Origin of the sequence: Deinococcus seoulensis, assembly GCF_014648115.1 — a bacterium.
GTDB lineage: Bacteria > Deinococcota > Deinococci > Deinococcales > Deinococcaceae > Deinococcus > Deinococcus seoulensis.
In genome coordinates this window covers 1-26,017 of the sequence record NZ_BMQM01000016.1, presented here as the reverse complement: position 1 = coordinate 26,017, position 26,017 = coordinate 1, and the positions used below count along the sequence as shown (strand labels likewise).

Sequence of the window (26,017 nt, the reverse complement as noted above, 5' to 3'; positions counted from 1 at the left end):
ATCAACCGTTCACCATCATCCTCCTGTTACGGGACGTCGTCCTCGTCCAGCACGGGCACGTTCCCGATGGGCAGTTCGACGTGGGCGGTGGTGCCGCGTCCGACCTCGCTTTCCAGCCAGATGCGGCCGCCGTGGGCGTCCACGATGCCGCGCGCGATGCTCAGGCCCAGGCCCGCGCCGCCCTGGTCGCGGCTGCGGCTGTCTTCCAGGCGGTAGAAACGGTCGAACAGCCGCTCGAGTTGATCGGCGGGAATGCCGGGGCCGTCGTCGTGCACGCTCAGGCGCACGGCCGGTCCGCCCACGGCGGCGCTGTTGGCGGCGTGACTGTCGAGCGTGATGGTCTGCGCGCCGGCCTTCAGGGCGTTGCTGACGAGGTTGATGATCACCTGTTTCAGGCGGTCCGGGTCTCCCTCGAAGGCGACCTCCTGACCGGCGGCGCTCAGGGTGGTGTGCTGCGCCTGCGCCAGCGGCGCGAGTTCGCGGGCAATGTCGGACAGCAGCAGCGTGGCGAAGATGGGTTCGCGGCTCAGCAGCAGCGCGCCGCTGTCACTGCGGGCCAGTTGCAGCAGGCTGGCGATCAGGTTGGTCAGGCGCGCGGATTCGCTCTGGATGATCTTCAGGCTTTCCTGCTGCTGCTCGGTGGGGTTGGTGCGGCGCAGCAGGTACCCGGCGTGCCCGCTGATGGCCGTGACCGGCGTGCGCAGTTCGTGGCTGGCGTCGCTGGTGAATCGGCGCTGCGCGTCGAAGCTGTCCTCCAGGCGGCCCAGCATGGCGTTCAGGGCCATGGCGAGCGATTCGACCTCGTCGCCGGTCTGCGGGACGGGTACGCGTTCGGTGAGGGTCTGCCCGCCGATGCGTTCAGCGGCGCGCTGCACGCGGCGCAGGGGTTGCAGGGCCTGCCCGGCCAGCACGTACGCGCCGCTGCCGGCGGTGATCAGGCCCACCACGAACAGCAGCAGGATCACGTTCTTCAACTTCGAGAGGGTGTCCTGCACGGTGCTCAGGGACCGCGCGACGTACACGATGCTCAGGCCGTCGTTCGGGCCGAACACGCTGCCCATGCCGTCACTGCCGGCCGGAACCTGCGGCAGCGGTGTCAGGACGACCATCAGGCGCATCAGGGTGGGGGCGGCGCGGTACGGTTCGTGCACCAGGTGGTTCAGGAACAGTTGCCCGCTGCTGGAGCGGATCAGGGCCGCCAGTTCGTCGCCGGACAGGCTGATGGGCTGCTGGGTGTCCACGCCCAGCGAGCGGCGCGACGCGTTACGCAGGGCCTCGAGGGTGCTGAGCAGCGCGGCGCGTTCCTCGGGGGTGCGGGCGCGGTTCAGGGAGTCCAGCAGCGTCTGCCGGTCGTACACGTCGATCTGCTCCAGCGCGAGGCTGGAGTTCGGGAACTGGTAGCGGGCCAGCATCAGCGAGTCGGACACCTGACCGGGGTCGTTGCGGGCGGCGTCCAGCGGCAGGGACAGTTCGCTGGCCACGCGGGTGCTCTGCACGTAGGTGGTGAACTGCGTGTACGTGCCGCGCAGTTCGTTGTCCAGCCCGCCGATCAGGCTGCTGCGCATCAGGTACAGCGTCGTGACGCCCACGCTGGTCAGCAGCAGGGCCAGCAGCGCGGTGTAGAACAGGGTCAGTCGCCAGCGGAGCGTCATGAGGCCCTCCGGCGGGTGGGGGCGTGGGGCGCGGTCACGTCCGGCAGTGTACCGGGCCGCCGGATGAGCCGCCCTCACCGCACCATGAGGAACGCGGGGCAGAGCAGGTGACCGCAGTCCACGCGCCCCGCACGGTGTGGGGGCTGTGGACTGCGGTCACGCGGAACGCCGGGGCGGGTGCGGTTACTCCTCGCGCAGCACGTAGCCGACGCCGCGCACCGTGTGGATCAGGCGGCGCTCGCCACCCTCTTCCAGTTTGCGGCGCAGGTACCCGATGTACACGTCCACGACGTTGCTGCCGCCGGTGTACTCGGGCCAGACTTTCTCCTCGATCTCGAAGCGCGAGAAGACCTTGCCGGGGTTGCGGGCCAGCAGTTCGAGCAGTTCGAATTCCTTGGCGGACAGTTCCACGCGGCGCCCGCCACGGAAGATCTCGCGGCCGTCGAGGTTCATGACCAGGTCGGCCACGCGGACCTCGCCGGTCACGGCCGGGTTCACGCGGCGCAGGTGGGCGCGCACGCGGGCCAGCAGTTCCTCGATGGAGAACGGCTTGATCAGGTAGTCGTCGGCGCCGCTGTCAAGGCCCTCCACCTTGTCCTGAATGCCGTCCTTGGCGGTCAGGATGATGATGGGGGTGTTGCTGGTCTTGCGGATGCGGCGCGCGACTTCCAGGCCGTCGAGGACCGGCAGCATCAGGTCCAGGATGACGAGGTCGGGGTTGACTTCACGGAATTTGGAGAGGCCGGTGACGCCGTCGAAGGCGACTTCGGTGGCGTACCCTTCGGCGGCGAGTTCGAGTTCAATGAACCGAGCGATGTCTTTCTCATCCTCGATAACTAGGACCAGGGGCTTGCGTTCCATGCGGCCAGTCTAGGGACCGTTCTCATGAGAAGAGGGCCGCAGCGCTTAATCAGCTTTCATCCGCAGTGCGCGGGCCTGCGTTCAGCGGCGGCAGCAGCAGGTGCGCGCAGCAGTTCTCACCGAAGCCCTGCAGGTGCAGCGGCTGGTACGGTTCGGTGCGGACACCGGGGGCGCTGCTCAGCACGGCGTCGCAGACCAGGGTCTGGCCGGGTTCGGCGGCGTCGCACAGGCGGGTGGCGTAGTTGACGGGCAGGCCGTAGGCGCTGTTCTGGCCGCCCACGACGCCCATGATGACCTCGCCGCCGGAGACCCCGGCGCGCAGGTGCAGGCGCTGGCCCAGGCTGGCGGCCAGGGTCAGGCGGGCGGCGCGGCCGTGGGCGTCATGGGCGGCGGCGCAGGCCTGCGCGGCCTGTTGCAGCGGCCACCAGGCCAGCACGGCGTCGCCCTGGTGTTGCAGGACCTCGCCGCCGCGTGCCTCGAAGCTCAGGATCATGACCTGCACGAATTCCTGCATGAGTGTCTGGTAGTTGCGCAGCGGAAGCTGCTGCGCCATGGCGGTACTGCCGACCAGGTCGACCAGCACGAAGCACGCGTGGGTGCTGTCGTGGGCACCGGGAAGGGGAAGCAGCAGGTCAGCCATAAGGGTACCTTCATGATGAATGAAGAGGAGCGGCAGCGGAAGATCGGAATTCAACGACGTCAAACAGTTGTGGGGAACAATTCACACCGAATCTGTCACTCCGTGAGGAACATACCCCCGAGTGGTCTTGACCTTTCCGTTCCCACCCGCCAATCTGACAGGCTACTGCACCAGACTGCCGCGCTGGAGTGCCGCGCCGGCCTACGGCACCAGAAAGCCATGCAGCGGCGGAAGGGTCCGGAACGCAAGCCACCCACCCACCGGCACCTCCGGCAACGGACCGAAACTGCCCAGCACCAGCGGCAACCGCGCCTGCACCACCAGCGCCCCCGGCAACGCCGCCAGCACCCGCCCCACGCCCTCCACACCCGACACGCCCAGCACCGCCAGCGTCTCGGGCCCACCCGGCGCGGCCAGGGTCCCCTGCGGGTCCAGCACCCCGTGCACCACCACCCGCCCCGGCCCCGGCAGCGCCGCGTACGGCCCGGAACGGTCGAACAGGTACAGCACCCGCCCGCCCGCCGCGAACTCCAGCAGCGGACTGCCCTCGCGCTGCGGGTACAGCGTCCCGTCCGCCGCGAACGCCCCGAACCGCGCCGTGAACTCCTGCTCGGACGTTTCCAGCGTCACCGCGCTCCCCCACCCCTGACCAGCCAGCGCACGGACATCAACATTCCCGGAAGTCTAGCGCACGCCCCGGCGCACGCCGGGCCAGATCCGTTCAAGTGCCACGCCCAGGCACGCCGGGCACGGCCCTGGCCCCCTCAGCGCCGTTCCCTCCGGACTCGTCCAGGTCCAACCACTCCAGGTCCAACCATTCCAGGTCAGGGCGGACCTGACTGCCCTGCGAACTGCCCTGCGCGCCGCACAGTTCGTCCAGTAGCGCGTCCGCCCGCTCCAGCGCGAACGTGCCCTCGACCTCACGCTGCACGTGAATGAACGCCAGCCCCAGCAGGCGTTCCAGCACCGCCCAGGCCAGCGTGCCCGGCTCGCAGGCGTCACGGGCGCGTTGCAGCAGGGTCGCGGTCAGGCGGTCGTCGCCGTCCGCGAAGGCCTGCGCCGCCGCACGCGGCACCAACGCCCGCAACGAGGACAGGTCGGCGCCCTCCGGCGCGCCCGGTCCAGTCAGGTCAGGGTGCGCCACGCCACGTCCACGATCACCCCGGCCAGCATGGTCAGCGCCAGCCACATGTTCGCGTCGAAGAACGCCACATTCACCTTCGCCAAGTCGTCCGGATTCACGATGCGGTGCTCGAACAGCAGGATGCCGCCCATCGCCAGCGCCGCCAGGTAATACCAGAAACTCGCGCCAGCCAGTACACCCACCAGCAGCAGCAACGCGAAGGTCAGCGCGTGACTGGCCGCAGCAATCCGCAGCGCGCGCGGAATCCCGAAACGCGCCGGAATGCTCCGGACGCCGTTCGCCACGTCGAAGTCACGGTCCATGGTGGCGTAGATCACGTCCAGGCCGATCATCCAGAAGATCACGACCGCCCACAACGCCCAGGCGGGCGGCGCGAACTCGCCGGTCACGGCAATCCACCCTCCGGCCGCCGCCGCGCCGTCCGTCACGCCCAGCCACGCATGGCACAGCCACGTGAACCGCTTGGTGTACGGGTAACCGATCAGGAACACCACCGCCAGCGGCAGCAGCGCCAGGCACAGCGGGTTCAGTTGCGCCGCCGCGAACGCCATCACGATCAGACTGACGATCACCAGCGTCCACGCCTGCGCCGGACTGACCTTCCCGCTCGGCACCTCCCGCCCCGCCGTGCGCGGATTGCGCGCGTCGATGAAGCGGTCGATCACGCGGTTGGCGCCCATCGCCGCCGTGCGCGCCGCCGCCATGGCGACCGTCACCCAGATCAGCACGCTCCAGCCGGGCCAGCCCGTGCCGCTGTGCTGCATGCTGGCCAGCAGCATTCCCGCGTACGCAAACGGCAGGGCGAACACCGTGTGCTCGAACTTCACCAGATCCAGGTAGGTTTTCACGCGCGACTTCACTCCGGTTCCCACGACGCCTTCACTCACAATGCCGCAGAATACGCCCCCGGCAGCCCCCAGACCCCCTATCCACTCGCAATCTTTTTGCTATAGTGCTCGGGCGCGCGTTGCTTGACGAGGCGTAGCGCAGGCCGGTAGCGCACTTGGTTTGGGACCAAGGGGTCGCTGGTTCGAATCCAGTCGCCTCGACCAGACTGACCTTCACAGGCAGCACAACGCAGCGCGCCGCACGCGGGATTGGTGTAGTGGTAGCACAGCAGCCTTCCAAGCTTCTGGCCTCGGTTCGAATCCGTGATCCCGCTCCAGGAAGGCTCCCTCACACGGGAGCCCTTTTCCTTTCCTCCCCCACGCACGCGCCCTTAGCTCAGCTGGATAGAGCAACCGCCTTCTAAGCGGTCGGTCGCAGGTTCGAGTCCTGCAGGGCGCGCCAAAAGAACCTCGTCCAAGACGAGGTTCTTTTTTTACGACATGCGATTTCCGACCCTCCAAAGTGCGGCGTGTCCAAAACGTGTCCAAATAGCACTTTCTGCACTGCGCCCTCCTCAGGCGCTCTCCCCTCCCTCTTCGTCATCCTGTCAAGGGGTTTGAGGTGTCCACAAGCCAAGCGACACAGACCTCAGTTCGTCCGGATAGAGGTGGCGGTACTGCTCCATGGTGAACGCAGGCGACTCGTGCCCCATCACGCGCGACAGCACCTCGATCTTCATGCCGCTTGCGGCGGCCAAAGACGCGTACGTGTGCCGAAGGCCGTGGATAGGGATCCTGCGGACGCCCGCGCGCTCGCACACGGCTACATGAACGCGCTGTAGGTTGTCCGGTCGGTACGGCGTGCCGCGCAGCGTCGAGAACACGTACATCGGCACCGCCACGCCAAGCCCGCGCAAATCCTCCTCGGTCCGCGACCGCACGGCTTTGAGCAGCGCCACTGCCTCCTCATCGAGGGGCACCTTGCGGCGGCTCTTGCGCGTCTTGGCGCTTTCTGTCTCGTAGACGTTCGCGCCGTCTTGCGAGCGCGTTCCTCGCACGAACAAGTGCGAATCCGGGCTGTCCAGCACCACCGCGTCACTCTTGAGGTACAGCGCTTCACCTTTGCGCAAGCCGGTCAGCATGAGCAGCGCCAGCACCTCCCCCGGTCGATTGTGTCCGTCTATGGCGGCTGCGAGGTAACGCTTCGCCTCCTCGTACGTGTACGCGGGCAATTGATCCGAGCTCCGCTTCTTGACCACCGGCCGCAACCCTACCGCCGGGTTGTGCGGCAGCAGGCCGTCGTGTACCGCTTGCTTGAGCGCGCCGAACACGACTGTGAAGACTTGGCGCCGAGAACTCGCGCTCAAGCCTTTCTCGAGACGCAGGTCAGTCAGAAACTCGCGTAGCACGGCGGGCGTGATCGTGCGGAGGCGGCGCGCCCCCAAGCGAGATTGCACGTGCAGGCGATGCAGCGCGGCATAGTTGTTGCGCGTCTTTTCGCCGATGCCTTCGCGGCTCCTTAGCCAGTTGTCCACACACTCTCCGAAGAGCAAGTGAGCGGGCGGGGGAATGACGCCTCTTGCGGCCGCCTTCCGCATAGCCGCGCGTGCTTGCTTTTCCGTGGGTGCCGTCCCAGTAAGGCGGTACGACTCGCCGTTGATCACTACGCTGATCCGCCACCGAACGTTGCCGGACGGCAGCGCCTGCAATGTGCCTTCGTGATGTTTTCTGCGCGTGGACGTAGACGGCCGTTGTGGCGACCCTCCAGTTTGTTGTGTCATTCGGTCATGGTAAGTTCGAAGGCGCGTTTTGACAGGTTGACGCCACTCGCAGAGAAAGAGAGACGTTCCTTCCTCAAAATGATCGGGACAAACGGGACGAACGCCGTTCCTTCGCGTCTCAGACGTACCTTTTCTTGTCCCGACGCGAAGTGATGGCGCAGGCAGGACATAGCTATTTTGCCGCACTAGGCGCAGGAAAACGCTGGTCCCGTTCGGGCGGCTGACGAAGCGGGACGACGCGGCCAGGAGATGCTTCCGCTGGGACGAACGGGCCGCTCGACCAAATTGCGCTGAAGCTTTGCAGCCCGCTGCAGCATGTGAAAAAGCTGTGCTGGACGGGCTTGACTATGTGAGCGCTCCTGGTCAAGTGTGTGCTGCCCCGCGAGCTCGCAGGGCAGGAGGCACCATGACTGACCATGACGAAGATCGCCGCAACCTGCACGCCGCCCGCGCGTACCTCGCGCGCCTCCTCCCCACCTTCATGCCGCTCAGCGACGCCGAAGTGCGCAGCCTCGCTCTCAAGGCGGGCATGTGGTCGTTGCACGAGGAAACTCGACCACTCGAACGCGCGTTGCGCGGCCATCTGCAAGGCCACGCGCGCCTCCTCCGCGGCACGGGCAGCGAGCTGGACCGTCTCGACGCGCAACAGCTTCGCCGTCCAGCCGTAGAGAACAATCGCGAAGACATCTTTCCGCGCTCCTTCTCGCCCGCTCGCGAAGCCGCTGAGGCACGCCCGGCTGCACCCTCGATTATCCACGGGTCTGCAGCGGCGAAGATGCGGGCACTTGCCGAACGACTGTATGTGCCGTGGCTCACGCGCCTGCCGCTGCCGAAAGCGCGGATGCAGGTGAGCTACCGCGCCACGCGCGCGTTCGAAGGCGCTCTCGACGACGCGTGGAAGGTGCGAGCACCGAAGGGCGGTTCGCGCAACACGCTGCACACGACGCTCGTGCTCGCGTACCTCGCCGTGCCAGAAGTGCGCATTCGAGTCAAAGCCGCGCAGAACACGCGGTACGCGAAGGACGGCGAGGGCGTGGAGTCCGAGGACGCGCGCCGCATCCGTGAATTGCTGCGCCGTTGCGGCATTCCGAACGACGGCGCGCCGACGTTGCGAGACGGCGTGACGCAGCTCAGTTATCGAACAACCGTGCAAGCTAACGCCGCCTTACATCGGAGCTTGCCCGACGAGGAGCGCACGCTCGCATACCTGCACCTCGACCTGCTCGCTTTGTACCTCACTGCTCCAGACGTACGGGCGTTCATCGATCGCGTGCTTGAGGAGCGAGCAGTCGAGTAAGGGTACGCCAACCGAGAGGGCGGTCAATCAAGAAGCTTGCACGGTCGTACGGGATGTCAGGCCCGTTTGGACTAAATAGTTTGAAACGCGAGGTTGTGGCCCGCAAACTACAGCAAGATGTCCGACGCGTCCCTAGATGGCACCGGGCACAACAACGAGCAGCCGCGCTCAGGGAAGCTTGAGCGCGGCTGCTCGTTGGTTCGGCCTGCTCGTCATCGCGCGACGGGCTGAAGGAGGATGTATGCCGCAGAAAACCAGCCCCACCTCACCCCCCTCCTGTCCCATTCCGTCCGACGCGGTGTGGCTAACTACTGAGCAGCTTGCGGCCAGCCTGCAGCTCAGCGTGCGAACGGTGAAGCGTCGCTTGCAGGACGGCACGATCCCCAGCCGCCTGATCGGCAGGCGCCGCCGCGTTCACCGCTCCTACCTCGATCAACAGGCATAAACGCAGGCTCTGGAAGGAGCACGTTCAGCACGCTGTTTTTGTTCCGAGACGCTCTTTTTTTAAGTTCTGCTGTCTCCTGTTGTCCCTTTACCGTCCGGCACATGTCGGACGGCTCGCGTTTTGCCGTCTCAGTGACCCTTGAGAAGCCCTTCCTGTCCCTTCCTGCCTTTTGTCAACAGCAAAACAATCTATGCCTTTACGTTGACATCGTAAAAAAGGAGAGCCAACATGACGACCATGCCATCCCGCTCCACTGCCGTCCTCGCGCCGCCCAAACGTGCTCCGGCCGCTTGGCTCGACGAAGCTTACGCCGAGTGGCTCGATGCAGCCTCATCCAAGCATCCAGAGCGCCTCAATCGAGCACAAACACCGTCCACCCTCGACAACTACTGCCGTGCATTGCGGCTATTGAGCTACGGTGCGGGCCACCGCGGCAACCTGGCCGCAACACCCGCGGCGCTGCTACAACTTCCACCTGAGGAGATCGGCAAGCACGTCGAGCGCGGCGCCTCGCTCGAAGCGGCCGAGAAAGGCAAAGCCCTCCCCAGTTCGGACAGCATTCGCAACATGAAGTCATACGCTCGCGCCGTGGCGCGATGCTTCACCGCCACTCGAGAGGATAACTTTCAATCTGGCCACTTCCTCGTTCAGCAGCGCAAGGCGGGCAAGCAGCGACCGCGCATGCGCTACAAGCAGTGGCCCGAATCATTGCGACACGAGCTTGAAACATACCAAGTGTGGCTGGCCAAGCCCACGCTGCCACCCGAGCAGAAGAAGTACCGGCCCGACCCGTTGGCCGAGCGCTCTATCGTGGCGCTGCGCTCTCACCTGGGACAATTCGTGAAGTGGCGCCTCGAAGGTGGCAGACCGTGCGCGCACCTCATCGACCTGATCTCTGAGCACGAACTGAGCGACTTTTTCGAAGCGCACCTCGGCGTCAACGACAATACCGAGGAGACGCTTGGGGGCTACGCTGGAGCAGGCCAGACGGCCTTGATGCTCGCGGGGGTCGTGCGGTACCTTGTCGCGACCGAACAGTACGACCCGATCACCGACGAGCCGACGCCACACACAGCGTTTCAACACCAACGACGTTCTGCGTCCGAGCGAGAGGCGCGCTTCGAGGCGTGCAACCGGCTGCGCAAAAGCTTTTACGCTCAAGGACGCGACATTGTAAAGCAAGGCAAACGCTCCGGCAAACACGTCAAGCGCGCCGACGCGCCCAAGTGGACGCCGCTTGACTTACGTCAGATTCGCGACGTCGCCTTTCATACGCCCGCGCGGCGCACCGCCAAGCGAGGCACGCTCGCGCCGACGATTCGCACGACGTTCAATCGCAAGCGCAGCGCGACGATGTTCGGCATCAGTTCGGAAACACCCCTGCGCATCCGCACATTGACGCTGCTGCGCTGGCAGCACCTGACAAAGCTGACCGACGGCCGCTGGCGCATCACGGCATCCGGAAGCATCCTCAAGGTCAAGTTCCGTCACGATGAGCCCAACACGTACGAGTTCACGTACTCGACCGAGGTGTCGGCGTACATCGACGAGTACCGCGACTTCCTGGCCTCATGGTTTGGGCCGGACTTCGAGCGCGACCTGCCCAGCGTCTTTCCGGTACTGATTCGTAAGAGCACGTCCCTCAAGGCTGGACAAGGCTCCGAGCAAACCCTCGCGAAAGGCATGGTCCAGTTGGCGGCCGAAGTTCGAAAAGAGCGATTCTCGCCGCACGACTCGCGCTACATAGTCGCCACCTACTGCATTCGCACGCTCGGCGCACCCGGCATCCTGCTGGCGGCGAAGCTGCTTGGTGACAAGCCCGAGACGGTGCTGAAACACTACGTTGAGGAGCTTGCCGACGACGCGCCGGAGCTGGTGTCCTACTTCAAAAGCTTGAGGAAGTAAGGGGTAGCAAACGGGAGGGGATTCGCAAGGAAATGGTACGCGTGATGGACACGACGTTTCTTCCGTGCGAAAGCCTGTTGCGTCTGAAGCACTGCCGCCGACGCCCTACTTCAAAAGCTGGCGGAGCGCGGTCGGGAGCATTTGATGCATGGCAGCCTGCGGTCAGGCGGGCAGTTCGACGAGGCGGTTCAGCGTGTCGCGGCGCGCTTCCCAGTCAGGCAGGACGGTGGTGAGCAGGCGGTAGAAGGCGGGGCCGTGGTGGTGCTCGGCGAGGTGGCACAGTTCGTGCACGATCACATACTCGATGCAGACACGCGGCGCGGCGATCAGCTGGCCGTTCAGCAGGATTCGCCCGCTGCGGCTGCAGCTGCCCCAGCGTTTCTCCAGGCGGCGGATCTCCACACCGCGCTCGTGCTTGATTCCGATCGGCTCGACGAGCTGCAGCGCCCGCGCGTACACTTCCCTGAACACGAAGTCCGCCCGGGCGCGCCGCCAGCGTTCCACGAGCGCGGCTCGCAGCTGGGCGTCTCGCGTATCCGGGAGCGTGACGACGAGGCGGCCGTGCCGCAGTGCGATGTGCTCGGCGCCCTCTTCGATCCGCAGGCGGTATTGCCGGCCGAGGTACCGCAGCGTCTCCCCCGACACGTACTCACGCGCACTCAAGGGGGGTGGGTACTGCGCGAAGGTCCGTTGCTGCTGTACGATCCACGCGGCGCGCCGCGCGACCCGTGCGCGCGCGGCGTCGACGCTGGTGCCTTCAGGCGCGACGACCTCCACCTCACCGCTGGGGTGCACGTGAATCGCGAGGGTCTTGCGGCGCGCGTAACGCAGCGTGAAGTTCACGCGGGTGCGGCCGTACTGCACGTCCAGCTGCATCAACGTTCCCGCGCCTGCGCAACCCCCAGCACCTGGTGGGTGATCTCGTCCATCTGTTTGAAGTCGAGGTTCACGTCCTCCTTCTTGAGGGCGTACAGCAGATCGTCGAGGTCATTGAGCATCGCCTTGTGTACGTCGGGGTCAGTTGTCCAGTCGCGGATCTTCCGCGCGGCTAGCGTGAGCTCCATGTCGATCGCGAGCTTCGCGAGCCGCTCGTCGGGCAGTTCCAGGTGCTCTTTCAGCACGCCGTAGTACGCGCGGGCCTCCTCGCGACCCTGCAAAGTATTCGGCCCGCCGCTCGCGCCGCTGTTGCGGGTGGTGTCGAGCAGGTCGAGCATCCGCTGCAGGTACTCGGCGTCGCTGAGGCGCCGGGCACGATGCTCCTCGATCGCTTCCTCGATCATCTGCCCGAGCCGCTTGTACAGCGCCGGATCCTCCTCCATCCGCTCAGTCAAGGTGCGCTTCACCCGCGAGGCGATCGCGTCCGCCTTGGCAGCCTCCCCTTCGATCTCGTCGAGTTCCTGCTCGAAGCTGGGAACGTTGAAGATGCTGACCGGCTCGACGATGGTCTTGACTTCCTCGGCGCCGACGTAGCGATTCACCAGGTTGCGCAGCTGCGCTTCGAAGGCGCTGTAGTCGACACTTTCCCCGTACCGCTGCTTCACCGCCGCGCGCAGGTTCAAAAAGAACTTCAAGTCGTTCGTGTACGTCCGCTGGCGCTCTTCAGGCGTGTCGCTGTGCCACGGAGCGTGCCCGAGGGCGAGTTGCAGGGTCTTCGCGAAGGCGGTCAGGGTGCGGTAGAACTCCTCGCGGACGTCCTGCAGCCCCAAGTGCTGCTGCATCGCCTCGCTGTCACGCTTGTTCTCGACGCCGTTGAAGACCCGCCAGACGTCTGCGTGACGTGACGCGAGCTTCGCGATCTCCTCTTTGACGTCGGTGAGGGAGCCGTCGATGTCCTCCCGGTCGAAGCCCTGCGCTTCGAGGGCGGCGTAGGTGTCGAGGGCCTCGTTCAGCGCGCCGAACACCCCGCGGTAATCCACCACCAGGCCGGCGTCCTTGCCGTCGTACAGGCGGTTCACGCGCGCGATCGCCTGCAGGATGTTGTGCTCGCGCAACCGCTTGTCGAGGTACAGCACGGCGTTGCGAGGCACGTCGAAGCCGGTCAGCAGCTTGTCCACGACGATCAGGATGTCCGGACCGTCGTCGCTGTCAAAGGCGCTGATCACGCCGTCGAGGTAGGCTTCCTCGCTGCCGTACTTCGCCATCACCCCCTTCCAGAACACCTGAACTTCCGGGGTGTCCTCGTCATCGACCGTCTCGTGCTCGCCACGGGTGTCGGGAGCGCTGATCACCACCTCGACCCGTACGTCCCCGAAGCCCTCGAACAGTTTCTTGTACTTCAGCGCGGCGGCCTTGCTGCTCACCGCGAACTGCCCTTTGAAGGGCGTGCCGGCGAAGTGCAGCTTGAAGTGCTGCCCGATGTCGTACGCGACTTCCGCCATGCGCTGCTCGGCGTTCAACAGCTCCTCTTCACGCTGGAACCTGCGCTTCAGGTCGGCTTTCTGCGGATCGGTGAGGCCCTTGGTGATGCGGTCGAACCACTTGTCGAGGTTCACCTGGTCGCCACGCAGCTCGCTCATGCGACCCTCGTAGCGCAGCGGTACGACCGCCTCGTCCTCCACCGCCTGGCGCATGGTGTAGGTGTGGATGAACCCGCCGTACTTCGCGGCGGTGCTCTTCTGCGCCTTGAGCAGCGGCGTACCGGTGAAGCCGATGTAGCAGGCGCGCGGCAGGACGTTTTCCATCAGCGCCGCGGTCTTGCCGTACTGGCTGCGGTGACTTTCGTCGACCAGGACGAACACGTCGCGTGCGTCGAAAATGAACTTCTCGCGAGTCAGCGACTCGAACTTCTTCCCGATCGTCGTGATGACGTCAGGCTTCTCGGCCGCCTTGCCGGACAGCAGCTCCAGCAGGTGCTTGCCGCTGCCGGCGCGCGCGACGCTCTTCCCCGTCGCCTTGAAGGTCCGGTGGATCTGCTTGTCGAGGTCGACGCGGTCGGTGACCAGGACGATCTTCGGGTGCGGCAATTCCCTGTCCAGCGCGATGGTTTTGCCGAGCATCACCATCGTCAGGGACTTTCCGCTGCCGGTCGTGTGCCACACCACCCCGCCCTGCCGCGACCCATCAGCGCGCAGGGTCTTCACGCGGTTCACGGTCGCCTTGATCGCGAAGAACTGCTGATGCCGCGCGACCTTCTTGATCTTCCCGTCGAACAGCACGTACCCGCGTACGAACTCCAGCAGCCGCTCGGGCCGCAGCAAGCCGTGCAGCAGTCGGTCCTGCGCGGTCGGCAGGCGCTGCCCGGCCGCCCACAGTTCCTCCGCGCGGACGCGCAGCCAGCCTTCACGCTCGGAGAACATTTTCTCCTTTTGTTTGTTGCTGAGCGGTCGGTTCACCAGGTCGAGCAGTTCCTTCTCGTGGTCGCCTTCCTCCTTCCACACCGACCAGTATTTGGCGGGCGTCGCGGTCGTCGCGTACTGCGCGGCGTTCTGCGCCACCGCGAACAGCAGCTGCGCGGTGGTGAACAGCTCCGGGATCTCCCCCGGCTTCTGGTTGCGCAGGTGCTGACTGATCGCTTCTTTCACGGCGAGCTTGATATCCGGGCGTTTGCACTCGATCACCACGAGCGGCAGGCCGTTCACGAACACCACCACGTCCGGCCGGCGGGTGCTGGTGCTGCGCTGCCGCTCCACCTCGAACTCGTCCGTCACGTGGTACGCGTTGCGCTCCGGGCGCTCCCAGTCGACGTATTGCAGCTGGAAGCTGCGGGTGTACCCGTCGACGGTTTCCTCGAGGCCAATGCCGAGCGTCAGCAGGTCATGCTGCTTCTCCGCGGTGGTCAGCAGCGCTTCGTACGGCATCGCGGCGATGGCGTCCACCGCCCGGTCGATGTTCACCGGACTGAACGCATGCCGAGCGCCGCGGAACTCGAACGAATTAAGCTTCGCCAGCTGCTCGCGCAGTACCTCGGTCAGCACCACCCGCCCGCGCTTCCCACCGCGCAGGCGCACGGTGTCGGCGGGCGTGAGGTACGTGTACCCGAGGTTCTGCATCAGCTGCACGGCCGGCAGGATGCTGACGAGGTCCTCGAGGTAGTCGCTCGGACGAGCGGCGGGGGTAGTCACAGGCATCTCCTTATCTTCGGTGTTCGAGCGATTGACACAAGTAAAGCTATAAATTTTGAGTTTTTATATGTTTACAACTCGCCTGTTGTAAACTAAATCGGCTACTAGTCCCTGTCGTTGTTTTTTCAAAAGATCTAAGTATTTCTCGAGAATCTCAATTTCCTCATTTGCTTTAGTGAGCACTGATGCAATTTTCTCTTGATATTCGATTGGAGGGACGCAAACTTTCAGGCTAAAAAAGTCTTTTACTCCCACGTTAAGTAAGCCGTGATTTCTCGCACCTTCTCTCGCGATCTCTGCAACTTCTGAATTAAGAAGGCCGGCTTCAAAGTAGTGCATAAAGTAGTCCGAGTGGCACTGATTGTTTTTCGGTCTTAAGCAGATATATAGACTTGATACAATACCGCAATCATATCTATCAAGGCGCTTTATCGCTCCATATGGATACCCGTTGGAGTAGCTCTTATTATACGCAAAATCACCGCGTTTTATGAAGTAGTAGCCAGTAAGATCCGAGCTAGCTACGCTTTTATTAAAGTATTCGACTTGGCTGACTAACCCTAGTGAGCCAGAAATTGTTAACACATTGTCGTTGCCTAGAGTATTTTTTGTTTTTACTCTTTCAAAGAGTTCGCTGAGTGCGACTATCTCCCAATTATATGGATTATTGATAGGATTTTTAATCATTTTCCTTGCTAGATAGCTCCACCTTTTTCGTTTTGCTTTTAATAAATTTTCAGCAACACTGATCACGCCGTCCCACGTGTCTATAGTATGAACAATTGAATCTTGTGTTTCTCTCGAAGGGAGTGATATAGTAGTCTTTAAGAATGCCTCTAATTTGACGGCCATTCTTTCGACAACTGTGCCTTCAATCATAGAAGCAAATCTTTTAATTTGTCTGGGCTCCGATACCGCGTAATAAACATAACGGGGATTATTATCAGAAACCACTGATAGAACTTCATAAATTGGAGATACGAGGACATCACAGTTTTCTCTTGATATTGCTATTGCCCCCCATCTCAAATTTGCTGGATTATACACAATGTCATTCGGCTTAACTATCTTATACTTTTTTTCTTTCACATCTTTAACCAGATGTTCCCTATCATACCTCTCACTCTTGGGAGTAATACCATTCTCGATTGTAAGGGAGTACAATCGAAGTGATTCTGTCTGCGAAAGCCTGACGTTTCTACTCATAAGAATCTCTACTAGCTTGACCCCCCTTTTTGATTTAATTTCCATGCTCCAACTCCTTTAGAACAGTCTTAATATTTTGTCGTATTGTGTTAAGTTGTGATTCTAACTCCAATATCTCTCCCTCAATCTCTAAAATATCGTAATCCACTACCTCTTCCAAGACAGAGACATACTTATTTATCGTAAGATTGTAGTTATTCTCCTTGACTACGGTAGTGTTCGCTACTTCGCAAAATCCTTCAATGTTGGAACGAGAAATGTATGCGGACACAATTTTTTCGATCCCATCCGCGCGAAGCCTATTCTTTGACTTATTGCTTTCAAATTCCCGACTTGCATCAATAAATACAATGGAGTTATCATCTTTTGATTTCTTCAGTACCATGATGACGGCAGGAATTCCAGTCCCGTAAAACAGGTTGACAGGCAGACCCACAATTGCATCGACCAAGTTTTCATCAATAAGCTGCTGACGGATTTGTCCCTCGCTGCCACCCCTAAAGAGTGCTCCATGAGGCACAACAACCCCTACGCGTCCATCTGACGTTGTGGTTTCAATCATGTGGCTAATAAAGGCAAAATCTCCCTTATCTTTAGGCGGAACTCCGCGCCAGAAGCGCTTGTACGGGTCACCCTCAACGTCGTCCGCACCCCACTTGTCGAGCGAGAACGGCGGGTTCGCGACGACGACCTCGAACTTCATCAGCTGGTCGTCCTCGAGCAGCTTCGGCTCGCGGATGGTGTCGCCCCACTCAATGCGCGCGCCGTCGACGTCGTGCAAGAACATGTTCATCTTCGCGAGCGCCCACGTGCTGCCGTTCGCTTCCTGCCCCAGCAGGCGGAAGTTGGTGACGCCGCGCTTGCGCAGCTGATCGCCAGCGCGGATCAGCAGCGAGCCACTGCCGCAGGTTGGGTCGCAGATCCGGTCGCCTGGCTGCGGGTTCACCAGCTCGGCGAGAAGTTCTGAAACTTCCGGCGGCGTGTAGAACTCTCCGGCTTTCTTGCCGGCGCCAGCAGCGAACTTGCCGATCAGGTACTCGTAGGCGTTGCCGATCACGTCGAGGTTTCCGATCCGCATTGGGCTGAGATCGAGGCGTGGGTCGGCGAAGTCCTCGAGCAGCTTGCGCAGGCGGCCATTGCGGTCCTTGGTGCGGCCGAGGTTAGCTTCGCTGTTGAAGTCGATGTTGCGGAACACCCCAGCCAGCTTGGTCTTGTTGGCGTCCTCGATCGCTTCGAGGGCCTTGTTGATGCGCTCGCCGAGGTCGTCCTCACCGCGGGCGTCGTACAGGTCGTAGTAGCTGGTGCCTTGAGGCAGCACGAACCGCTCGCGCTCCAGGCGGCGGCGGATGCGCTGGTCATCGTCGCCGTACTCCTCTCTGAGTTTCGCGTAGTGATCGGCCCAGACGTCGCTGATGTACTTCAGGAACAGCATCGTCAGGATATAGTTCTTGTACTCGCTGGCGTCGATGGTACCGCGGAAGGTGTCGCAAGCGCGCCACAGGACGTTGTTGATTTCCACTTGCTGAATTCGGGTGGTTGGTTCGTTCATAACAGGTGAGTCCTCCAGGTGGGGGTGTGATTGGGGGGTGCTCGTCATCCCGCCAGCGTGCGTGTCAGTGATTGTCGAGGGTCGCGAACGCCTTGTGCAAGCGCGTTTCGGCCTGCTGCAGGCGCATTTGCGCAGCTTCCAGATCAGCGCGGATGCTGTTCAGGCTGCGCTCGTCCTCGGCGGGCTTGCTGATGTACTGGTTGGGTTGCCACGCCTCGGCGTTCGCGTGGATCTCGGCGGGGGTCACGACGCGCGAGAGCTCTTCTTGATCGCGCCGCTCCTTCACCAGTGTCGCCAGCTCCTTGCGGGTGGCGGCGCCGAGGGTCTGCAGACGACCTTCCTTGGTTCCGCGCAAGCTGGCGTCGATCATCACGACGTCCTGTTGCTTTCGGCCATCGGGTGCGGGACGCTCGAAGATGGTCACGGCGACCGGCAGGCCGGTGTTGGCATACAGCGCGCTCGGCAGGGCAATCACGGCGCTCAGCCAGCCGCTACTGGAGAAGGCGGAGCGGATCTGCTCTTCGGTGCCCGCGCGGAACAGCGGGCCGTGCGCGGTGACGAAGGCCGCTCGACCGCCGGGCTTTAGGGCGGTCAGGCCGTGCTGCATGAACAGCCACTCGGCCGAGCGGGGCATGCGGTTGCCGCTCAGCACGAACCGCGGGTCCTGCTCGACGCGCGTCGCGACGTGCTGGGCGATCATCCCGAAGGGCGGGTCGGCGAGCACGCGGTCGAAAGCGCCCAAGGCGGTCTTCGGTTCGGTGAGTACGTTGCCGTGATGCACCGTGAAACGCGAAACGCCATTGAGCAGCAGGTGGACCTTGGCGGTGAGCGTCGCGGAGAGGTTGATCTCCTGGCCGACGTACTCGACGCTGTTCGCGTCGTGACCTTCTCCTCTCAAGCGGCGGGCGAGCGCCACGAAGATGTGGGCGTTGCCGAGGGTGGGGTCGAGCACGCGCATTCCAGGTTGCACTTCGAGCAGGTCGATCAGCAGTTCGGCGAGGCTGGCGGGCGTGCTTGACTCACCACCGCCGTACTTGCCATCGCGGGCGAGCTGCTCTAGCAGCTCGGTGTAAGCCACGCCGACGCTGAGGAGGCCGGCGAGGTCAGGGGCGAGGAGCGCCGCGCGGGCGATCACCTTGCCGACCCCGAGGTTCAGGCGGGGCAGCAGGTGCTCGGGCAGCCGACTCGTTTCGGACAGCTGCGGAAGGTCCGACAGCGTTTTGTTGACGTTCGCGACGCGTTTGAGAGCGTCGCTGAACGCGCGCGGGGTGAACTGCAGGTCCTGCAGGGTATGCCCGAGGTCCTCGTCGAAGGTCACGCCGAGCGACGCGAAGACCTCACGGTACTGCGCGCCGGCGTGTAGCAGTGCGAGGGCGCCGATGGTGGGCACCGCGTGGGTGTAGGGCGCGGGAAGGGCGCCGCGCAGCTCATCGAAGATCGGCCAGAACGTCGCGTTCGTCAGGGTGCTTTGCATGTCAGGCGTGCTCCTCGAGGGCATACGGGCGCAGCATGGCGTTGAGTTCCTCATCGCGCAGCCTGATGACGTTCTCGGCCTCCTGGCGGTACGCATCAATGGCGCGGAAGCCCTCAACGAACGCTCGTTGCTTGTCCAGCGGCGGTAGCTGCACCGTGAGATCCTTGAAGCGCGACAGCGGAATGCCTTGCACGGTGACCCCGGTGAATAGCGGCGCGACGCGGCGTTGCATGACGTCCGAGCGCAGCAGTCCGGCGAGAAAGTACGGGTCGGCGCGGTTTGGGTTTACCTCGAGCACGGTGAGGCTGTTGCTCGCGATCGCGTTAGTGAGGTCGTGCGGCACCACGGCCGCCTTGAGGCTAGTGGTCCGCAGGGCAATCAGCACCTGCCCCGGATGGACGAGTGCGGCATGGGCGCGTTCGGGGTCGAGTGGTTCCTGCCGGTCTTCGGGCCGCGGGCGAACGTCGAGGCCATCGAGGTTCGCCACCTGCAGGATGCGGACGTTCTGGCCGCCCTCCTTGATGTAGCGGGAGAAGGAAAGCCCCTGGCTGAGCTTCCCGAGCTGGCTGAGCTGGTAGGTCTGCTCGTTCACGCTATCAGCATGACACGTGGGCACGACTGAGTCAACACTTTACTTGATTTTTTTAAACACTTGACGCCAAATGCAAAAATATGTAGGGTGATTGCACCGCGAGGTTCTGGCGGCCCAGGAGGATTACCTATGTTTCAACCTAGCGAACACGCCGTCCGCCGTTACATCGAGCGCTTTGCTGGCAACCTCTCTCCTGCCGCCGCCAATGTGCACCTCAAGCACATCGCTCGCAACGCCCGCTTCCGCCGCCCGTTGCCCGGACACGCCCGCCTGTACGGCAGTGGGAACGTCAACCTCGTCGTCCAAGACGACGTCATCTTGACCGTCTACCGCCTGACCTACCGCGATGGCCAGTGGGCTGCCTGATCGTGCGGGCAGGTGTGGGTGGAAGGCAAAGTGGATGCGGGCGCAACGTTCTGGATAGCGTGGCTTAAAGCGCCGGTCCTTTCAACCTGAGCGTGCTCTTCTCCAAAGGCGGCGCGGAAGTTGGCGAACAGCGAAAAGTCTGTGCCAATGAGGAAGGGAACGGGACAGAGAGGAAACTCTCTAGCACGGCCTCCTCTCCCCTTCTGTCCCGATTTACTTACTTTGTCCCGTTGGAAGAGAAACAGAACGGGACAAAGGTTTCCGTCGTCTCAACGCCTGTTTCCTCGCCGGCGTCCCGTTCGTCCCGTTCAAGATCTGGGAGGGGCCATTTCACGTGCAGGAGGCGCACCCGGTCGGGGGCGTTGTACACCTGTCGGTAGTGCAGAGCGCGGTCCTTCTCGCAGATGATGGCCCCCTTCGGTGAAAGCGCGGCCTTTAAACTCGACCACAAGGCTTTCGGCGAGGGTAGGGCGTGACCGGAGCCGTCGGCGATTTTGTTTACGACGCGATACACCGCTTCAGGCTCCAAGCAGAGGAACGGCTGGTTATCGATGCGCATCCAATACCCGACCTTCTCGGCGTGGCGTCCTGGCGTGACTGTGTCGCCGTGCTCGGAGGAGTACCTCTCCCAACCCAGCGTCTCCGCGTCCTCGGCAGGCGCTCCACCATGATGTCCATCTTCGACGTACGCTTTCTGCGTCCGAAAGGCCATGCCCAGCAATTCAAGAAAACGCACGGTGGGGTCTGTGGCCTCGAGATGCTGCGCTTGCGTAGCTGCGAGATTTCGCAGCGCACGGTGCACTTGTCGCCACAAGCGGTCTGCCTCATAAGCCTTCACGGCGTCAATCGACCGCGCGAAGGACAAAAAAGCTCGCCACCCCTCCGCGAGTTCCGCCAGGTTGTCAGGCGTGCGGTTGTGCGGTGCCGCAAAACCTCTTGAGGTAGCGCGCACGCGCCGCCTCAACGCCTCGCCCGTGAGCTCAGCGTAGTGCTGAGCGATCCAGCGTACGAACCCACTCGTGGCGCGTGCGTACACGCCCTGCGCACCCTTGCGAGCAGCGGCGTCAAATGCTTCCGACGCGTCTGGCCGGTTCTCTTTACTCAACAGGGACCCGGTCAGGTCGACGGTCACCGTGCGCGCCACATCGGACAACTTACGTGGGGTGCTTTCCGCTGTCGAGAGGACGCTTCCTCTTGGGTACGGCCCCGTCCGAACGGTCACGCCGTCGGCGGACAAGCGGCTGCGACCCGCCTGATTGCCAACCGCGCTCAAAATACTCGACGCTTGAGCTTGTGCGGTCTTCGCGATATCCGCTGAACCTTCAGGCTTGAAGTCATCGATCACGAACAAGACGTCCTTGGCGGAATACGCCACCGTCGTCAGAGCGTTTGCCGTGCTGGACCACGATCCTGGAAAATTTCCCGAGTGCCACTCAGGGCCGAAGTGCGTTTGGTAAATGGCGGCAAGCGCCGATTTGGCCCAGCCGGTTGTGCCGTTGAGCCAGAGTGTGAAGTTGACAGGGCCGAGCGGGGCACGGTACGTCAATCCCAACATCGGAACGGTCACGTGCAGCGGGCCGAGCGTGAGCAGATCGAGTGAAGCGCGAACTGCCGCGCGCAGCTCCTCACCCTCAGGAGGAGCTGGCAGCGCGAAGAACGCGAGCTTTGCTTCCAAGTGAACGTCAAGGCTGTCCACAGCGCCACCAGCGCCAATGCAAGCGTCGGCGGTCAGGTACACGGGACCGTGTGGCTCAACGACGAGCCACCCCGTGTGCAAGTAGGTCGTTGACCGTCGAGCACCCACGGCTTGCGAGAGCAGCTGAATGGCGGCCCGCGCGTGGTCCTTGACGTGCCCACCGGGAGCCATAAACGCGTCCAAGCCCCACTGGTGGATCCAGGTCATCGCCGGAAACTGCTCGACGGGTACATGGATCGGCGCGAACGGCTGTCCGGTTCGACTCCAGCCTTTGATAAGGTACGACCGGGTCGGGTGGTCACTTCCGTCGTCGCGCAGGACCTCCTCCATAATGCGTGCCGTGAAGCCCATGAGGAGCCGCGCGGTCTCTTGCCCTTCGACGGCCTTGAACTGCACGATACAGCCGTCGGCGATCGCGTACGATCCGCAACGCAAGCCCTCGCCCCACGAGAGGTCGCTGGGCTCCTGGCGCACAGCCTCATGGGAAGACGCCTCAACCACGGCCTGCGATGTGCCTTCGTCCACTTGACGCGTGAGCCACTCGGCGAGAGCAAGCGCACCTGATGGATCGAGCGGCTGATCGGGTGTGACCTGTGATTCGAGGAACGCCGCGGCGTCGTACTCAGGTTGACCCGTTTGCAAGGGAGGCAGCCGATAGACGGTCGCGCCGAGGTCGTGTGCGACGCCTTCCCACCTTTGTCGGGCCTTCTCGCCTGCTTTGTCCGGATCGGTGTAGATGAACACGTTCCGGGAGCTCAGGTCGTGCAGCACCCATGGCTTGCCCGACGTTCCTGCTAGCCCTTGAACCGCAATGTGCTCAAGTCCCGCAACGTGCACTGCGGTCGCGATCGCGATCCCGTTGAGCTCTCCTTCCACCCACACCTCGTGGGTGACGTCAGGGCTCAGCAGGGTGGGCGAGCACCACGCGTGCAAGCCCTGGCCTCCTGGAATGTGGTATCGATCAAGACCTTGACGTTTGAGCTCTTCTTTCGCACCCGGATTGCGAAATTTGACGCCCGCCGCTTCGCCGTGCGGATCGCTTACGACGAAACCGATCGCGTCGGCTTGCACTTTCCGAGGCAGCGCGATGCGCCGAGGCTCTCCTCCGGGCGTTCGAGCGCGGCCCGTGAAGCGGTAAGCGCTCAGTAATTGCAAGTGCACGGCAAGCAGTAGTCCGCGCTGCAGCAGCATCTCGCGTTGAGGGCTATCTTCCTCGATCTCGACGATTTCCCATCCGTCGAGGGCCGTGAGCGCGTCGCGGCGCTCTTCGCCCGACCGCTTACTTTGAGCGGCGCGCAGCGTAACTCCAGGACTGGAGCGCGGAGCGCGTCTTAGCGCATTCTGACGTAGCGGGAGCGGAGCGGTCAGCTGCTCAATCACTCCGGCTCGCTCGATCAGCAGTTGCACCGCTTGCCCGTTGGGGATACCTAGCACCTGCGCGACGAGCGAGATGGCATTGAAGCTGTCCTGCGCGCCGCCGTGGTCGCGCAGGAGCGCCATGCCGTCTCTTGCTCGTCCGCATGACAACGACGGGTGCTCGTCGTCTGCGCGAAGCGGACTACGGATTACGCCAACGCCGTGCGCGTTGAGGCCCGACAGGTCGGCGTCCGGAAAAAGCCAGGCGAGCAGCGCACGCGGCGAGTTGTTCGGGTGTGCGATGGCCTGCCGGGCCGCCTCGCCCAAGAAGTCGCTCATCTCGCGCTCCATGCATGCTGTGCCTTGATGTCGCCCTTACCTGCAGTCGTGCGCAGCTTCGTCAAGCGAGCCGAAGATCGTGCGATCTTCGCGCGTCCTCGTGAGTGAGTCGGCGGTAGGCTGAAAGTAGGCTTTTGCGGCCGGTTCGACGCGGTGCCCGCTTCCCGCGGATACCGCTTCACTGCGTGTCCTCAGAAAAGTCGATACCGAGCCACTTCAAGGCGTCGACGGTTCGAACGCGAAACAAGCGCGCTGTGTACTTCTTGACGGGCAGCTGGCCTTCCTTGACCGCCTTGTACACCGTGCCTTTGGATACCGAGCCGAACTCGGCGATCTGCTCGATGCGTTGGTACTCCCGACTGATGAAGTCGCGTAGCGCGAGCGTCTTGTAGTGGTCGCTTCTCTTAGCGACATCGTGTGCCTGAGAACCCATGCAGGTCCTCCTCTCCCTTGTCAGGGCGTGTCGTTCCAGGCAAGCCTGGAACGTCCAGCAGCAAACCTGTCGACCGAGCCGTGAGGTTCGCGACGAGGCAGTGTGCGCCGTGAGGCGCGCCGTTACTGCTTACAGAGGAGGCGCAAGGGGCGCGACTGGAGGACGCGGCAGCTCGCTAAGAGGCGGCGGCGTTTGCGCCTCTACGGTCGCAACTCGCAACTTCTCGCGTACGAATGCCGAAAAGGTGTCTTGTTCGGCCCGCTTGAGTGCGTGTACGAGAAAGCGCGCGAATCCTTCAAAGACTGGTTTGAGCAAGGCGAAGTAGTACGCGCCCGACTGCAGCACCGCCAGCTCGTACGAGACGTTGGAGGGGTAGTCAGTGCCTCGGCCCTCCTCGTATTCGGCGTGATTCTGTCGCCAACGATCAAGATCGTCTTCGCCGACGAGGGCAATCAACTGGGCGTGGACATCTCGCGCCTTGTCATCTAGGTTTTTGACGCGCTGCCGCCACTCTTCGGCATCGCTGCCATGTTCATGGCAGGCCGACGAGCGTGACCGCGCTTCAACAAGCGACGTGCCCACCCGGTCCTCAAGCTCGAGGAGCTTGTAGATCAGGATGTTTTCGCGTACGTCGTTCATCACGGCACATGGTAAAGCCCAGTGTGCTTTTTGTCATGTGCTGAACTCCTGGCCTGCCGACTCGCGCTGCGTGTCCAAATACGTGTCCAAAACGACGCGAGACGCGAGGAGCTTACATGCACGGAAGCTCCCTTTTGATCAAGGGAAAACACGCGCCAGAACGGTAAACGCAGAATAAGGGCGTTCGAGAGGGGATGCTATAGAATGCGAGCCCAGCCGCCTTCTAAGCGGTCGGTCGCAGGTTCGAGTCCTGCAGGGCGCGCCACGCTCAGCCCCCCTCCCCTGCCGGGCGGGGGGTTTGCGCTGCCTTCACAATCCGGCGGGCGCGGTGGGGGTGGGGACATTTTGCGCGCGGCGCGGCGGCAGGATGTCCGCCATGCCAGCGTTCGTTCCGCGACATGATCAGGCGCAGCGTGAAGCCGAAGCGCTGGAATTCCTGCACCTGTACCACGCCGAGACCGGGCAACCCGGCCTGCGGCAACGGCAGGCAGCCCTGTACCGGGACGGTCACCTGACCCTGAGCACCCAGGAACTGACGTTCGGGGCGCGGGTGGCGTGGCGGAACAGTACCCGCTGCGTGGGCCGCCTGCCCTGGCAGACGCTGCGTGTGAACGACCTGCGGCACGTGACGGACCATGACGGGGTGTTCACGCACCTGCTCGCGCACCTGCACGGCACGCTGAACGGCGGGCGCATCCTGCCCACCATGAGCGTGTTCGGCCCCGGCGTGCGCATCCACAACGACCAGCTGATCCGCTACGCCGGGTACCGCCAGCCGGACGGCACGGTGACCGGCGACCCGCAGAACGCCGCGCTGACCGAGTACCTGCGCGGCCTGGGCTGGCCGGGCGGGCCGGGCACGCCCTTCGACGTGCTGCCGCTGGCCATCGAGGCGGCCGGGCAGGTGCAGCTGTTCGAGTTGCCGCCCGACGCAGTCCACGAGGTCCGCATCGAGCACCCGACCTGCCCGGCCATCGCGGGGCTTGGGCTGCGCTGGCACGCCCTGCCGGTCATCAGCAACATGACCCTGGAGGTGGGCGGCGAATCGTTCCAGGCTGCGCCGTTCAACGGCTGGTACCTGCAGACCGAGATTGCCGCCCGCAACCTGACCGACGAACGCCGCTACGACCTGCTGCCGGCCGTGGCTGCCGCGCTGGGCCTGGACACCCGCACGCGCCGCTCGCTGTGGGTGGACCGCGCACTGCTGGAACTGAACGTGGCGGTCCTGCACTCCTTCGACCGTGACGGCGTGCGCATCGCTGACCATCACGCGGTCACGCGGCAGTTCCGGCATTTCGAGACGCTGGAAGCCCGCGCCGGGCGCAGCGTGCGGGGCCGCTGGTCGTGGCTGCTGCCGCCGATGGCACCGGCCACCACGCCCCTGTGGGACCGCGCATACGACGACACGGAGGTCCGCCCGAACTTCACGGCCCAGCAGCCCGTGTGGCAGGCCGCACGCCCCGGCGTGTGCCCCTTCCATCCATAACCGCTCCCCGTAGGCGTATGCCGCACTGTCTGGTGACTGCGCCCCACGGTGCCCCGCACTCAAGCTGCACAGCAGAACTGCGCGACAGAAAGACCGTACCGCGGTTCTCTCACTGATGAGAACGCCTGCGGCACGGTCCAACGAAGAACGCCCCGGACCATGAAGGCCCGGGGCGTGATTGACGCATCTGGTGTTGTCGACGTGACCTATAGAAAGGAGGTGATCCAACCGCACCTTCCGGTACAGTTACCTTGTTACGACTTCACCC

The 26,017-nt window shown here is 63.4% G+C and carries 21 protein-coding genes, 3 tRNA genes and 1 rRNA gene; 8 read left to right on the top strand and 17 right to left on the bottom strand.

What is annotated here, in order from left to right; all coding sequences use genetic code 11:
- Positions 1–26 precede the first annotated feature (26 nt).
- The 6 genes from IEY70_RS12075 to mqnP all read right to left on the bottom strand — a co-directional run bounded on the left by IEY70_RS12075 (position 27) and on the right by mqnP (position 5,145).
- On the bottom strand, positions 27–1,652 hold the full coding sequence (locus IEY70_RS12075) for a sensor histidine kinase (RefSeq protein ID WP_189065274.1): 1,626 nt from the start codon (positions 1,650–1,652) through the stop codon (positions 27–29).
- Between the two features lie 183 nt (positions 1,653–1,835).
- On the bottom strand, positions 1,836–2,513 hold the full coding sequence (locus IEY70_RS12070) for a response regulator transcription factor (RefSeq protein ID WP_010887388.1): 678 nt from the start codon (positions 2,511–2,513) through the stop codon (positions 1,836–1,838).
- Between the two features lie 49 nt (positions 2,514–2,562).
- Entirely contained in the window at positions 2,563–3,153 is a 591-nt protein-coding gene (locus tag IEY70_RS12065) for an adenylate/guanylate cyclase domain-containing protein (RefSeq protein ID WP_189065273.1), read from the bottom strand.
- A gap of 201 nt (positions 3,154–3,354) precedes the next feature.
- Positions 3,355–3,783, bottom strand: coding sequence for a hypothetical protein (locus tag IEY70_RS12060; RefSeq protein WP_189065272.1), 429 nt, complete (start codon positions 3,781–3,783; stop codon positions 3,355–3,357).
- Positions 3,784–3,874: 91 nt separating this feature from the next.
- Complete coding sequence (locus IEY70_RS21060) at positions 3,875–4,297, bottom strand: hypothetical protein (RefSeq protein WP_229777895.1); 423 nt, start codon at positions 4,295–4,297, stop codon at positions 3,875–3,877.
- Entirely contained in the window at positions 4,279–5,145 is an 867-nt protein-coding gene (mqnP, locus tag IEY70_RS12050; RefSeq protein WP_229777893.1) for a menaquinone biosynthesis prenyltransferase MqnP, read from the bottom strand. The genes IEY70_RS21060 and mqnP overlap by 19 nt, the downstream gene beginning before the upstream one ends.
- A gap of 127 nt (positions 5,146–5,272) precedes the next feature.
- Between mqnP and IEY70_RS12045 the strand changes: the two genes are divergently transcribed.
- From IEY70_RS12045 to IEY70_RS12035, 3 genes are all read left to right on the top strand, one after another.
- A tRNA-Pro gene (locus IEY70_RS12045) sits at positions 5,273–5,349 on the top strand.
- Positions 5,350–5,388: 39 nt separating this feature from the next.
- Positions 5,389–5,462, top strand: a tRNA-Gly gene (locus tag IEY70_RS12040).
- Between the two features lie 48 nt (positions 5,463–5,510).
- Positions 5,511–5,587 (top strand) — tRNA-Arg (locus tag IEY70_RS12035).
- Positions 5,588–5,732: 145 nt separating this feature from the next.
- Here IEY70_RS12035 and IEY70_RS12030 read toward each other — a convergent pair.
- Positions 5,733–6,659, bottom strand: coding sequence for a tyrosine-type recombinase/integrase (locus IEY70_RS12030; RefSeq protein ID WP_189065271.1), 927 nt, complete (start codon positions 6,657–6,659; stop codon positions 5,733–5,735).
- 652 nt (positions 6,660–7,311) lie between these two features.
- On the opposite strand from IEY70_RS12030, the gene IEY70_RS12025 reads away from it, so the two are divergent.
- The 3 genes from IEY70_RS12025 (at position 7,312) to IEY70_RS12015 (ending at position 10,552) form a co-directional block, all read left to right on the top strand.
- The gene (locus IEY70_RS12025; protein WP_189065270.1) at positions 7,312–8,202 is read left to right on the top strand and encodes a hypothetical protein; all 891 of its coding nucleotides are present in this window, start codon (positions 7,312–7,314) and stop codon (positions 8,200–8,202) included.
- A gap of 241 nt (positions 8,203–8,443) precedes the next feature.
- The gene (locus IEY70_RS12020) at positions 8,444–8,647 is read left to right on the top strand and encodes a helix-turn-helix domain-containing protein (RefSeq protein WP_189065269.1); all 204 of its coding nucleotides are present in this window, start codon (positions 8,444–8,446) and stop codon (positions 8,645–8,647) included.
- 228 nt (positions 8,648–8,875) lie between these two features.
- Positions 8,876–10,552: a site-specific integrase gene (locus tag IEY70_RS12015; protein WP_189065268.1), complete on the top strand. Its 1,677-nt coding sequence runs from the start codon at positions 8,876–8,878 to the stop codon at positions 10,550–10,552.
- A gap of 162 nt (positions 10,553–10,714) precedes the next feature.
- Here the strand turns inward: IEY70_RS12015 and IEY70_RS12010 are convergent, their stop codons facing one another.
- The 6 genes from IEY70_RS12010 to IEY70_RS11985 all read right to left on the bottom strand — a co-directional run bounded on the left by IEY70_RS12010 (position 10,715) and on the right by IEY70_RS11985 (position 19,434).
- Positions 10,715–11,428 carry a M48 family metallopeptidase gene (locus IEY70_RS12010; protein WP_189065267.1) on the bottom strand — a complete coding sequence of 238 codons (714 nt, stop codon included), beginning with the start codon at positions 11,426–11,428 and terminating at the stop codon, positions 10,715–10,717.
- Complete coding sequence (locus tag IEY70_RS12005) at positions 11,428–14,619, bottom strand: type I restriction endonuclease subunit R (RefSeq protein ID WP_189065266.1); 3,192 nt, start codon at positions 14,617–14,619, stop codon at positions 11,428–11,430. Before IEY70_RS12005 ends, IEY70_RS12010 begins: the two co-directional genes overlap by 1 nt.
- A 57-nt stretch (positions 14,620–14,676) precedes the next feature.
- Positions 14,677–15,864, bottom strand: a complete 1,188-nt coding sequence (locus IEY70_RS12000; RefSeq protein ID WP_189065265.1) for a restriction endonuclease subunit S — start codon at positions 15,862–15,864, stop codon at positions 14,677–14,679.
- Entirely contained in the window at positions 15,854–17,368 is a 1,515-nt protein-coding gene (locus IEY70_RS11995) for a type I restriction-modification system subunit M (protein WP_189065264.1), read from the bottom strand. The genes IEY70_RS12000 and IEY70_RS11995 overlap by 11 nt, the downstream gene beginning before the upstream one ends.
- Before the next feature lie 64 nt (positions 17,369–17,432).
- On the bottom strand, positions 17,433–18,842 hold the full coding sequence (locus IEY70_RS11990) for an N-6 DNA methylase (protein ID WP_189065263.1): 1,410 nt from the start codon (positions 18,840–18,842) through the stop codon (positions 17,433–17,435).
- A gap of 1 nt (position 18,843) precedes the next feature.
- Positions 18,844–19,434 carry a restriction endonuclease subunit S gene (locus IEY70_RS11985; protein ID WP_189065262.1) on the bottom strand — a complete coding sequence of 197 codons (591 nt, stop codon included), beginning with the start codon at positions 19,432–19,434 and terminating at the stop codon, positions 18,844–18,846.
- Between the two features lie 129 nt (positions 19,435–19,563).
- Here IEY70_RS11985 and IEY70_RS11980 point away from each other — a divergent pair, with 129 nt between their 5' ends.
- Positions 19,564–19,800, top strand: a complete 237-nt coding sequence (locus IEY70_RS11980) for a hypothetical protein (protein ID WP_189065261.1) — start codon at positions 19,564–19,566, stop codon at positions 19,798–19,800.
- Positions 19,801–20,017: 217 nt separating this feature from the next.
- Here the strand turns inward: IEY70_RS11980 and IEY70_RS11975 are convergent, their stop codons facing one another.
- The 3 genes from IEY70_RS11975 to IEY70_RS11965 form a co-directional block, all read right to left on the bottom strand.
- Positions 20,018–23,191: a hypothetical protein gene (locus IEY70_RS11975; RefSeq protein WP_189065260.1), complete on the bottom strand. Its 3,174-nt coding sequence runs from the start codon at positions 23,189–23,191 to the stop codon at positions 20,018–20,020.
- Between the two features lie 178 nt (positions 23,192–23,369).
- A complete protein-coding gene (locus IEY70_RS11970; protein ID WP_189065259.1) occupies positions 23,370–23,624 on the bottom strand; it encodes a helix-turn-helix domain-containing protein in 255 nt (84 codons plus the stop codon).
- A 129-nt stretch (positions 23,625–23,753) separates the two neighbouring features.
- The gene (locus IEY70_RS11965; RefSeq protein ID WP_189065258.1) at positions 23,754–24,263 is read right to left on the bottom strand and encodes a hypothetical protein; all 510 of its coding nucleotides are present in this window, start codon (positions 24,261–24,263) and stop codon (positions 23,754–23,756) included.
- Between the two features lie 376 nt (positions 24,264–24,639).
- Between IEY70_RS11965 and IEY70_RS11960 the strand changes: the two genes are divergently transcribed.
- Entirely contained in the window at positions 24,640–25,749 is a 1,110-nt protein-coding gene (locus tag IEY70_RS11960; RefSeq protein WP_229777890.1) for a nitric oxide synthase oxygenase, read from the top strand.
- A 212-nt stretch (positions 25,750–25,961) separates the two neighbouring features.
- On the opposite strand, the gene IEY70_RS11955 is transcribed toward IEY70_RS11960, so the two are convergent.
- A 16S ribosomal RNA gene (locus tag IEY70_RS11955) occupies positions 25,962–26,017 on the bottom strand; the annotation flags it as partial.